This window comes from Bacteriovorax sp. DB6_IX (assembly GCF_000447775.1).
Classification (GTDB): domain Bacteria; phylum Bdellovibrionota; class Bacteriovoracia; order Bacteriovoracales; family Bacteriovoracaceae; genus Halobacteriovorax_A.
The window spans coordinates 1-11,332 of sequence record NZ_AUNJ01000061.1; the positions used below are offsets into that span (position 1 = coordinate 1).

An 11,332-nucleotide genomic window follows, 5' to 3' on the forward strand; every position below is an offset into this window, starting at 1 on the left:
TATAATCACCACCGATATCATATGTATTCACTACGTGAATAAGGGCCATTGAGACGATATGATAGCTTTGATAATTCTCCTCTTTTGACTTTGAAGACTGAATTTCTTTTAATTTATTCTTAGCAAAAGTAAGTAATTTAGAGACTTCAGTATTTGAAATACTTCCTAGTGATGACTCAAGTTCCTTAGAAAACTTTTCAACTTCACTTCCATCATACTTGAAGAAGGCCATATGTAATTTCTCATTAACCTCTAAGGCCTTGGTTACTGCGCTAACATGCTCTGGTGAGATTTTCTTTCTCTCTTTCGCAAAAGCTGTTGAAGTTAAAACAAGTGTACTAATTAACATGATTAAAATGTTCTTCATTTTTTCTCCTTTCAATATTTCTTTGTTCAAAAAAGCTAAATACTATTGGTACGACAAATAATGTAACGAGCTCCACAAGCATCCCTCCTAACGTTGGAATGGCCATCGGCTTCATGACCTCACTTCCCGTACTTGTTGACCACATAATAGGTATAAGGGCCACAACAGTTGTCGTTGTTGTCATGACCAGAGGACGAATCCTTCTGGTTCCGGCCTCAACAATGCATTCTTTTAAATCTTTCCAATTCTTTGGTTGGTGTGTCTTCAAAGCCTCTTGAAGATAGGTCATCATGACAACACCATCATCAACAGCAATCCCAAAGAGGGCGATAAAACCAACCCATACGGCAACGGAAGTATTGAATCCCCCAATCCAAAGAAGAATTAGGCCACCAGAAAAAGCAATTGGAACAGCACTAAAAATAATGGCTGCATTCCTTAGGTTTTTAATACCTAGGTAAATAATGACAAGATTAATAAGCAAGGCCAGAGGTATTAACATCATCAATCGTTTATTAGAACGAACCTGGTTTTCATATTGCCCGGCCCAAACAATTGAGTATCCCTTTGGTAATTCTACATTCTTATCGATATGGTTCTTGGCTTCCTCAACAAATCCAATTAAATCACGTCCTTGAACATTGAGGAGAACCAGAGAGCGAAGCATTCCATTTTCAGACTGAATGGCCGATGGTCCCGTCACAATTTTAATGTCGGCCAATTGTTTAAGAGGAACGTGCTGTCCTAGAGGACTAGGAACGAGAACCTTTTTGAGTTCATCAATACGGTCTCTTAATTCCTTCTTATAACGAACTCGAATTGGATATCTTTCTCTACCATCATAGAATTGACCAATACTCATCCCACCAACTGCTGTTTGCAAAATTTTATTAATCGTCCCCGTATTTATCCCGAAGCGACTTGCGGCCACTCTATCAATATCAAATTCAATATAGGGCTTACCTGTGATTTTTTCTGCATAAACACCATAAGCACCACTAACCTTCTCTACCTCACTACCAATTTTAGCCGCAATCTTTTCAAGTTCCTCTAAATTATCACCAAAGATCTTAATACCTATTTGAGTTTTAATCCCTGTTGAAATCATGGCAATTCTGTTTTCAATTGGAAAAAGCCAAGCATTCACTAGCCCAGGAACCTGAAGCTCTTGATCGAGCTCGGCCATAATATCATAAATAGATGTTCCACTTGGCCACTCACTTTGAGGTACTAATTTCACGACTGTCTCAAACATTGCCACAGGAGCAGGATCAATAGCAGTATCGGCCCTCCCCAACTTTCCAATAGCGTTGGCCACAAGTGGATGCTCCTTTAACTTCTTATCCGTATAGGCCAATAACTCTCTCGCCTTTGACATACTGACATCAGGAGTTGTGACCGGCATATAAAGAATCTCTCCTTCATTTAAAGAAGGCATAAACTCTTTTCCAATCTGAGTGAACGATATTGCTCCCATAATAAAAATAATCGTTGGAAAGACTAGAAAGAGTTTTCTATTTTCTAAGAAGTAATTTAAGACTGGCTCGTAGAACTTGAGAATTGTACTTGAAACCTTGTTCTTTTCAATTGGCCTAAGCTCTCCTTTTAACAAGAATGCTGATAAAGCAGGCACCAGAACGAGCGCAACAAGTACCGCTCCAATCATGGCCAAGGTCTTTGCCCAGGCCAGAGGACCAAAGAGTTTTCCTTCTGCACCTTCAAGTCCAAAAACAGGTAAGAAGGTCATAATTGTTGTCATAACTGCTGTTAGAATCGCTGGACCAACCTCTCGAGCAGATTTTACAATAATTTCAATTCGCTCCTTCTTTGAAGTATTTGGATTATTTGCAAGATGAGAATATATATTCTCAGTCATAATAATCCCCATATCCACCATGGAACCAATGGCAATAACAAGACCAGATAAGCTCATGACATTAGAGTCAATATCAAGGACCTTCATCAAAATAAAACTTATCCCGACACCAAAAGGAAGTGTTAGAGAGACAAGTATTGAGGCCTTAAAGTGAAGAAGAAATAAGAGAATCACAATAATAGTAATTATAATTTCTTCAGTGAGGGCCTGGTAAACAGTTCCAATAGTTCTTTCAATAACCTCTGTTCTATCGTAAAAAGGAACTAACTCAACACCTTTTGGCAGACCTTTTTTGACGACCTCTAATCTTTCTTTAATATGATCAATAACTTCCTTTGGATTCTCTCCAAAGCGCATTGTCACGACACCACCAACGGCCTCGACACCGTTCTTATCAAGTGCACCTCTTCGAAAACCAGGTCCAAACCCAACCGAAGCAACATCCTTAACACGAATTGGTGATTTATTTTTAACTGCAATCACAACATTTTCAATATCACTCAATGACTTAAAAAAGCCTTTTCCACGGACAATGAACTCACGGTCTCCATCCTCTATGACTTCTGCTCCGACATCGATATTACTATTTTGAATTGAACTAATGAGTTTGCTAAAGTGAACGTCATAGGCAAAGAGTTTATTTGGGTCAACATCGATCTGATATTCTTTTACAAAACCACCGATACTTGCAACTTCACTAACTCCTTCAACTCCTTGGAGAAGATAGCGAACATAGAAATCTTGAATACTTCTCAATTCGGCAAGTGATTTCGGATTCTTTGCCTCTTTCTTATTTTCCAACGTATACCAAAAAACTTGTCCTAAACCAGTTGCATCAGGTCCCATTTTAGGAATAACTCCACTAGGAAGATCACGAGTGGCCGTTGAAAGCTTTTCAAGTACGCGGCTACGACTCCAGTAAAAATCAATATCATCTTTAAAAATGACATAAATAATTGAGAATCCAAAAGCCGATGTCCCACGGATATTTTTAACTCCAGGAATCCCCTGAAGCATAACACTTAATGGATAAGTCACCTGCTCTTCTATATCTTTAGGTGAGCGCCCTGCCCATTCAGTGAATACAATCTGCTGATTTTCACCAATATCAGGAATGGCATCAATTCGAGCTGTTCTGACACTAAAAACAGAAAGTAGCGCAATAAAGACAAAAATCAGAACCACGGCCATTCTATTTCTAATTGATAATTCTATAAGATTTCGGATCATTCTTTTTTCCTAAGTTAGATCAACAGATTAGTGCTGATGAGCTCCACCCTGATTTTCAACCATATCTTCATAACCACCAAAGAGCTGAGCTTGAGCATCAAGTAAGAAATTCCCCTCAATAACAACCTCTTCTCCTGCCATTAGGCCACTCTTAACTTCGAGGTAACCTTCTGACTCATGGCCAACTTGAATAACCTTGGCCTGAAATTGTTTCTCATTAACCTTGATCCACACAACTTTTCTCTTACCAGTATCAATAACTGCCGTTCTTGGAATAACCAGAGGTTCCCCTTCTAAGTCAATATGAAGAGTCGCATCTGCAATCATTCCAGGTTTTAACTTCCCTGATCTATTTTCAATTGTTGTTCTAATTTTAAGTGTTCGTGACTTCACATCTAAGACAGGATCGACAAAATCAATCTTTCCACGAAACTTCTCTCCTGGAAGAGAAGTAAATTCTAGCTCGACGTCTTGGCCAAGATTAACGATAGCAGCTTCTTGTTCATAGACATCCATTTCAACCCAAATTTCTGAGAGATCAGACAATTCAAAGAAATCCTGTCCCTCTTTAAAATACTTCCCAACCGAAGCATTTCTCTTTCTAACAATACCAGTCGCTGGAGAATAGATAGTAATACTTCTAGGAACCTCACCATTTTGATACCATTTCTCAAATTGCTTCTTCTTAATTCCCCAAAGCTTTAATCGTTGTTCACTCTGCTTAAGGATATCTTTAAATTCTTTCGTCTTAGAATTTAAAGAACTCTTTTTTGCGATAATATACTCTTCCCCAGCTGTGATAAGTTTAGGAGAATAGAGATCAATAACCGGATCTCCGACTTTGATAAAACTTCCCGTTGATTTCACATAGACTTTTTCAACTCTTCCTCCAACTCGCGCAGGAATATTACTTTCCTTATCTTCTGATTGAAGTATCGTTCCGAGAAGTCTTACCTTCTTTTTCATTTTCATTTTAGTGACAGGAAAGTAATCTGGCTTAAAATGTTGTAGCTGAGCTTTACGCAATTTAACTTTAGCAATTGTTTGTCCCGCCATTTGTTTGTAATGATCAACTTTAACCATCTCACTTCCATCGATTGGACACACATCTTTTGCTTCACTTGTCACATCAGGAAAATTCTTACATGCCCATAGCTCTTTCATTGGAGCTTTTTTAACTTCAACATCGCTATCGCTTGAATCAACTTCAACTTTTGTTAGGTTCATATGACAAATAGGACACTTACCATTTTCTTTTTGTTTAATTTGCGGGTGCATTGAACAAGTATAGTAAGTTTCTACAGTTGAATGCTCATGGGATGCTTTTTCGCTTGGTCCCTCAGACTGGCACGAGCTTAAAGAGGCAAATAAAGATAAAAGCAATATTAATCCTAGCTTATTCATAGAGAGATTCTCCTAACTTATATTTTAATGCGACAACTTTCATATCCCTCTGGGCCTGTAGCATAATTTTCTTAATGAGTTTATTTTGTAGTTTTATTTCTGACTGAAGTAATTCCACATAACTTGAATTACCAAGGCTATAAGACTTTGCCGTAATCTTGCGAGAGTTTCTGGCAAACTTAATCGTCTTTTGTGCCAAAAGATCAATTTCAGAAGAAATCTTTTCTATCTCAAAATTAAGAACTTCAACGTCCCTATTCTTTGATCTCTCATAATCTTTAAGTTCTCTTTTGGCAGCATAGTTTTCCTGAACATTTTGAGAATAATTTCCATACTTGGTACTAGAAAAAGGCAAAGGAAAGCTAATAGAGGCACTAATAAAATCTCCGCGGTTATCAATATCTGACCTCTTAGTATAACCGACTCCCATCATGATATCTGGAACGAAGTTTTGTTTCGAAGCAGTTAGCTTATATTCACTAGAGCGCAATTTTTCTTTAAGGGCCAATTCTTTAAAATCGATCTTCTTAAGCTTTTTTCGTGACTGTCCCAGAGCTTTCCAAGGAATTGATTTATAGTCAATTCTTTCACCATCGGTGATATAGAGAAGTTGTTGTTCGAGCTGTTTCAAAGTGAACTTCTTATTACTAAGTTCTGCTTCTAGCTCAGATTTTCTAATCTCAATATCAAGAATGGCCTGTTGCGAAGTTCTTCCATTAGCGTAGAGTTTTTTACTAACTTTAAGTATTTTCTTAATCCAATTATAGTTATCATCTAAGATATTAATCTCTTCCAAAATCTGTCTTCTTAAAATGACAATTTCCCAGAGAGATTTAACTAGCCCTTGTTTAATATCGTGTGATTGATAGTTCATGGCCCTTGCCATACTCTCTTGGGCATTTCTTTGATTTCCATACTTTGTACTTAATGCAATCTTTTGAGCAAGACCAAACTCCACTCCTGTCATTGGAGTTTCATTATCTTTAAGCGAATCTACTGGAAAATTTTTAGCGGCCAGTTTAAAGACAGGATCACCCCATGATCCAGAAACTCTGGCCTTGTGTTTTAGGGCATCGGCTAACTTCTGGGCCTTCAAAACTTGATCATGCTTATCGAGATTTTTCACAAGATCCTTAAAAGTTGCAGCATTCGCAGATATTGAAATAGCTGAAATAACTAACAGAATTTTCGAATATTTATTCATCATAATAACCTCTAAAAAGCATTACGAATAAAATCATGCATATGTGACAAAAAACCTTAAGTTATTAAAATTTTTAGAGTAAAATTTTTTTGTCACAAAAGAGACATTTCAGTCGTAATTAGGAGTAGAGACATGAATCCATTCTCCCACTTAGAGGATGAGAAGCTCATGAAATTGTACCAAGAAGATGAATTCTTGGCTTTTGAGGTGCTTTATCAAAGACATAAAGACAGAGTCTACTCTTATATTGCAAAGAGAACTCCTAAAGAAAGTGACCGTGATGAAATCTTTCAAAACACTTTCCTTAAAGTCCATAAGTCAAAGCACACTTATAAAGACAAGTACCTCTTTCTACAATGGCTCTATACAGTCGCTAGAAGTGAGCTTCTTGATTACTGTAAGAAGAAAAAAGTAGAGTATATTGAATATGATGATAATCAATATGCCACTGAAGTAAGAAATGATGATTTTGACTTAAGTGAATATAAATCACTTAATGATAAGGAAAGAGAAGCACTGAAATTAAAATTCTACTCAGATGAAGATTACGAAGAGATTTCAGTCGCTCTAAATACATCTAAGGCCAATGCGAGAAAATTAATTTCTAGGGCCTTAGCAAAAGTTAGAAAGGGTTTAACCGGAGATAAATCATGACAAATAAAAATGATTTTAAAGAATTTCTCCATTCAAGTGAAAAGGAAAAGCTCTCACCGAGTGAGGACCTTTCACATAAGATTCTCTCTCAAGTAAGAAAAGATCTTATTCCAAGTAAACCCATAGTCTTTGGAAAGCTCCTATTGGTTCAAGCATTTATCGGTGTTATCACAATGCTCTTTTGTCCACAATTCAGTATGAGCTTAACAAACCACGATCAGCTCTATCATTTCTTCCATCGTACTTTTGGTCATTATGGATGTATGATGATTTGTGGAAGTCTCTTTATTGGTTCTGGAGCACTTTTTTCAACAACAATCCTAAACTTAGCAGAGATTAGACTAATCAAGAGCTCAAAGTTTTTAAGCTATCTTGTTCTTAGTGGTACTTTTGTCATGACTTTCATGCTGATTGGTGCAGAAATTTATCTCGATATCGCTCTCGTTTGGATATTTGGGGCCACACTTAGTGGAAGTGTCTTCTTTCAAGTCTCATCTATCCTTAAAAGAAAGATTCTAGGAATTTCATAGAACTAAGAGGCCTGTTTCATTTCTTGATTCTGCTCTTCAAAGCTTTCCTCTAGGCCTGGGCTGCGTTCATTGAGATAATCAACGATCTTAGAAAAGAATGGTGACATAAAAATACTTAAAGTCACTGCACTAATAAAGAGATTGGATTCATTTTCATTGAGAATAAAGAGTTCTGTAGCTGTGGCAATAATAAGAAGCCCAAATTCCCCTCCCTGTCCAAGAAGTAACCCCATTTTAAAGCCCATTGACCAGCGACCAGATTTCACTCGTCCTATGATTGTGAGAACAACTGTTTTGGTCAGTGTAAAGACTGTCGTCACTAAGATGACATGAGTAATATTCTCTCGAAAATAGTCCATATCGATACTAAGGCCAAAGGCCATAAAGAAGACCCCCATGAGCATTGATTTCAGAGGGACTGAAAAACTAGAAATCTCTGTACGAAATTTTGAGTTTGTCAGAAATATCCCGGCCATGAATGAACCGAGGGCCTTTGATAATCCGATATGATCCATCAAAAGAGAGGCCCCAACAATGAGCAGCAGGCAACTACTTATAAAGATTTCCTTACTCTGTGATTGATACATCCATGAAATGGCAGGTATCAGCGCAAATTTTCCAAATATAAGTGCTCCCATAATCATAATAATATTTAGAAAGAGACCGCGATAATCAAATTGCCCCACAATCTGTGATGATTCAGCAAAGAAAGGTAGGATTGTTAATATAGGGATAATGATCAGATCCTGAAAAAGGAGTATTGAAAAACTTGAATGCCCATAGCTCTTAGTTAATTGATCAGATTCCTTGAGATAATAAAGAGCAAATGCCGTAGAAGATAGTGAGAGGGAGCTTGAGACCACGACACTTGTTAAAAGAGAATAACCATACCAAGTCATAAAGAAACAAAGAATTCCAGAAGTCACAATAAATTGCGCCATCCCCTCTTTAAAAATAATTCCCCTCAATTTCTTTAAGCGTGAAGGACTTAACTCTAGGCCAATCACAAAGAGTAGCATGATAATTCCAAAATCAGAGATTTGTTCAATATGATGGGACTTACTGAGGAGTCCAAAGCAAGCTGGACCAAGAAGAATTCCCGTCATCAGATAACCAAAGATATTACCCAGGCCTAAAGTCTTACAAATAGGAACCAAAGCAACAGTGGCAACTAAATAGTAGAAGATATCTAAAAGAATACTCTCTTGAAACATATCTTCATTATAGGGGGATATCAGAGAATCCCCCTAGCCTATTATCTACCTAATTTCTTTATTAACTTTAAGATTTAGACGAACGTCTTAATAAATGCATAATTTCATCAACTTTGGCCTGAACGTCCTTATCACTACCAGAGCTCACAGCATCCTTAACACAATGATTCATATGGTTCTCAAGGATCTCTAACTCCAAAGATTTTAAGGCACTCCTTGCAGCTTTTATTTGAGTAAGGATATCAATACAGTACTTCTCAGAATCAAGCATCGCCGTAATTCCGCGAACCTGCCCCTCAACTCTTTTGCATCTATTAAGAAGAGATTTGTTGTCAGCACCTTTCATATAACATTCCTAATTCTTAAACTGTTGGAGACGACAGAAATACTACTCATTCCCATAGCTATACTCGCAAAAACTGGCGACATGAGTGGTCCTCCAAAAATATATAATACACCGGCCGCAACTGGTATGAGTAGTGAATTATATATAAAAGACAGGAAGAGATTTTGTTTGATAATTTTTAATGTCTCTCTCGATAGAATAAGGAATTCATAAACCTTATCTAACTCACCATGCACAATTGTCACATCACTCGCATTAATTGCGACATCAGTTCCTGTTCCCATTGCCATTGAAAGATCGGCCTTGGCCAGTGCGGGAGCATCATTGACTCCATCTCCAATCATCGCCACTTGGGCACCATTCTTTTTAAGCTTCTCAACATAAGCGGCCTTATCAAGAGGAAGAACAGAAGCCGCAAAGTTCTTTATTTTAAGCTGATCAGCAACTTCTTTTGCTACCGCCTGATTATCTCCAGTAATTAGCCATGTCTCAATTCCTAATTGATGGAACTTTTCAATAACTTGAGCGGCCTCTGGTTTAATCTTATCTCCTACGACTATTAACCCAATGAAAGAGCCATCTCTTGCAATATAGATATGACTTCCAATAGTCCTAGGTACTAATTCTTCAGAAAACGATACATTCTTAGACTCTAAGAGAGCACGACTTCCCACGAGATAGTCACAATCATTTAATTCCGCTTCGATTCCCTTACCTGAAATATTTTCGAACATATCTGGATCATCAAGCTCCAATTCTAACTGATGAGCATATTTCACGATGGCCTTGGCAATGGGATGCTCTGAGTAAGCTTCTATTGAGGCAGCAATTTTAACAAGCTCATCTTCACTTATTCCAGCGACAGTTTGAACTTCCGTCACCTCAGGCTTTCCAGCAGTAAGCGTTCCTGTCTTATCGAAAATAATAGTATCAATTGAAACACCTTTTTCGATAACCTCACCACCACCAATGAGTAACCCTTTTATCGAGGCCCTTCCTGTGGCAACAACAACGGCAGTTGGCGTTGCTAGCCCAAGTGCGCAAGGACAGGCAATAACCAGGACAGCAATCATATTTGAGATCGCATTACCCCACTTTGCGTCTGTGCTAAAAATAAACCATGCAATAAAAGTCACAATAGATATAAGTATTACTGCTGGCACAAAGTAGCCACTTATCGTATCAGCAAGTCGCTGGATTTGAGGTTTGCTATTTTGCGCACTTTCGACAAAGCTGACAATTTGAGAAAGAAAAGTATCCTTACCAACTTTTTGGGCCTTAAATTCAAGAATTCCCTCACCATTAATAGTTCCCGCAAATAAACTCTGCCCCATTTCCTTTTGCACAGGAATTGGTTCCCCAGAGATCATTGACTCATCAACAGATGATTTCCCTTTTGTAATCTTTCCATCGACAGGAATCTTTTCTCCAGGTCTCACTCTTACAAGATCACCAACCTCTACATCAGTCATCGCAACCTGAGTCCAACTTTCATTACGATAAACAGTTGCCTCTTTAGCCCCAATTTCAAGTAATGAATTGAGAGCTTCCTTGGCTTTCTTCTTTGCCTTACTTTCGAAGTAGTGCCCAAGAAAAACAAAAGAGATAATAAAGCCAACTGCTTCAAAGTAAACTCTTTGAGTAAAACCAAGAGATATTGAATACTCTGTAAATATCGTGACAAATGCTGAATAGAGATAAGCTGCACTTGTTCCAATCCCTATCAGGGTATTCATATTTGACTGACCCGTCTTAATAAATGAAAGAACCGACCTCTGAAAGCTTATACCAATCCATAGCCAAATAGGGGCCGATAAGATCATCTGAATAAACCAATTGGCCCTATGACTTGGCCAATGCATCAATGGTCCCATAGCAAAGAGAAAGATTATCACAGAGAGAGTGATCGAAATAAAGAACTTCTTCAAGTCCCCATCCTCGCTAACCGCAACAACTTCATCATCGAGAGTGAAACCAAGTTCTTCCACTTTTTGATGAACACGAGAAAAGACGTCCTCATCTCTCACAATAAACTGGGCCGACTCTGTCGCAAAATTGACAGAAACTTTTTCTAGGCCCTCAAGACCTTTTAGCCCCTTTTCAATATTTGCCGCACATCCAGCACAGCTCATACCGCCAACTTTCTTATCTATTGTAAGAGATGAGCTCATCTTTACTCCTTCGACATTTTAGAGACAGGAAAGCCTAGTTCTTCAATTTGTTTTTTAAAGAGCATTGGCTTCGACTCGTCTTCAAGTTCAAGAGAGACAACTTGATCTTCGATATTAACAGCAATATTTAAAACACCTGCTTCATCTTTAAGACCATTTTCTATCTTTGAAACACACCCACCGCATTTCACACCTGTTACATTAAAATTTACTTTCTTCATAAAACCTCCATACCCCCTAGGGGTATCTCTTTTTTTATTATAGATCAAGTCTTTTCGTGATAGAATCTTTTTTATGATTGATAAGTTACTGATTTTAAACAAACTTAAAGAGATT

Annotated in this window: 10 protein-coding genes; 2 read left to right on the plus strand and 8 right to left on the minus strand. The window is 37.8% G+C overall.

Going from position 1 to position 11,332, the window contains the following annotated elements:
• The 4 genes from M901_RS01870 to M901_RS01885 form a co-directional block, all read right to left on the minus strand.
• Positions 1 to 367, minus strand: a 367-nt coding sequence (locus M901_RS01870; protein WP_034719590.1) for a hypothetical protein, incomplete at its 3' end; no start/stop codon positions are given.
• On the minus strand, positions 339 to 3,473 hold the full coding sequence (locus tag M901_RS01875; protein WP_034719593.1) for an efflux RND transporter permease subunit: 3,135 nt from the start codon (positions 3,471 to 3,473) through the stop codon (positions 339 to 341). The genes M901_RS01870 and M901_RS01875, both read right to left, overlap by 29 nt.
• A gap of 27 nt (positions 3,474 to 3,500) precedes the next feature.
• Positions 3,501 to 4,877: an efflux RND transporter periplasmic adaptor subunit gene (locus M901_RS01880; RefSeq protein ID WP_021276462.1), complete on the minus strand. Its 1,377-nt coding sequence runs from the start codon at positions 4,875 to 4,877 to the stop codon at positions 3,501 to 3,503.
• Positions 4,870 to 6,084 carry a TolC family protein gene (locus M901_RS01885; protein ID WP_021276469.1) on the minus strand — a complete coding sequence of 405 codons (1,215 nt, stop codon included), beginning with the start codon at positions 6,082 to 6,084 and terminating at the stop codon, positions 4,870 to 4,872. The genes M901_RS01880 and M901_RS01885 overlap by 8 nt, the downstream gene beginning before the upstream one ends.
• 129 nt (positions 6,085 to 6,213) lie before the next feature.
• On the opposite strand from M901_RS01885, the gene M901_RS01890 reads away from it, so the two are divergent.
• Together M901_RS01890 and M901_RS01895 are read left to right on the plus strand one after the other, a co-directional pair.
• Entirely contained in the window at positions 6,214 to 6,735 is a 522-nt protein-coding gene (locus M901_RS01890; RefSeq protein ID WP_021276467.1) for an RNA polymerase sigma factor, read from the plus strand.
• Positions 6,732 to 7,265, plus strand: coding sequence for a hypothetical protein (locus M901_RS01895; protein WP_021276460.1), 534 nt, complete (start codon positions 6,732 to 6,734; stop codon positions 7,263 to 7,265). The genes M901_RS01890 and M901_RS01895 overlap by 4 nt, the downstream gene beginning before the upstream one ends.
• A gap of 2 nt (positions 7,266 to 7,267) precedes the next feature.
• On the opposite strand, the gene M901_RS01900 is transcribed toward M901_RS01895, so the two are convergent.
• The 4 genes from M901_RS01900 to M901_RS01915 all read right to left on the minus strand — a co-directional run bounded on the left by M901_RS01900 (position 7,268) and on the right by M901_RS01915 (position 11,217).
• Positions 7,268 to 8,479, minus strand: a complete 1,212-nt coding sequence (locus tag M901_RS01900) for a cation:proton antiporter (RefSeq protein WP_021276464.1) — start codon at positions 8,477 to 8,479, stop codon at positions 7,268 to 7,270.
• 67 nt (positions 8,480 to 8,546) lie between these two features.
• A complete protein-coding gene (locus M901_RS01905; protein WP_021276461.1) occupies positions 8,547 to 8,825 on the minus strand; it encodes a metal-sensitive transcriptional regulator in 279 nt (92 codons plus the stop codon).
• On the minus strand, positions 8,822 to 10,996 hold the full coding sequence (locus tag M901_RS01910; RefSeq protein ID WP_021276465.1) for a cation-translocating P-type ATPase: 2,175 nt from the start codon (positions 10,994 to 10,996) through the stop codon (positions 8,822 to 8,824). Before M901_RS01910 ends, M901_RS01905 begins: the two co-directional genes overlap by 4 nt.
• 2 nt (positions 10,997 to 10,998) lie before the next feature.
• The gene (locus M901_RS01915; protein WP_021276463.1) at positions 10,999 to 11,217 is read right to left on the minus strand and encodes a heavy-metal-associated domain-containing protein; all 219 of its coding nucleotides are present in this window, start codon (positions 11,215 to 11,217) and stop codon (positions 10,999 to 11,001) included.
• Positions 11,218 to 11,332 lie beyond the last annotated feature (115 nt).

Coding starts and splice junctions, on each gene's coding strand:
- M901_RS01910 (WP_021276465.1), bottom strand. CDS start 10,996: ATGAGCTCATCTCTTACAATAGATAAGAAAGTTGGCGGTATGAGCTGT.
- M901_RS01875 (WP_034719593.1), bottom strand. CDS start 3,473: ATGATCCGAAATCTTATAGAATTATCAATTAGAAATAGAATGGCCGTG.
- M901_RS01900 (WP_021276464.1), bottom strand. CDS start 8,479: ATGTTTCAAGAGAGTATTCTTTTAGATATCTTCTACTATTTAGTTGCC.
- M901_RS01890 (WP_021276467.1), top strand. CDS start 6,214: ATGAATCCATTCTCCCACTTAGAGGATGAGAAGCTCATGAAATTGTAC.
- M901_RS01915 (WP_021276463.1), bottom strand. CDS start 11,217: ATGAAGAAAGTAAATTTTAATGTAACAGGTGTGAAATGCGGTGGGTGT.
- M901_RS01895 (WP_021276460.1), top strand. CDS start 6,732: ATGACAAATAAAAATGATTTTAAAGAATTTCTCCATTCAAGTGAAAAG.
- M901_RS01885 (WP_021276469.1), bottom strand. CDS start 6,084: ATGATGAATAAATATTCGAAAATTCTGTTAGTTATTTCAGCTATTTCA.
- M901_RS01905 (WP_021276461.1), bottom strand. CDS start 8,825: ATGAAAGGTGCTGACAACAAATCTCTTCTTAATAGATGCAAAAGAGTT.
- M901_RS01880 (WP_021276462.1), bottom strand. CDS start 4,877: ATGAATAAGCTAGGATTAATATTGCTTTTATCTTTATTTGCCTCTTTA.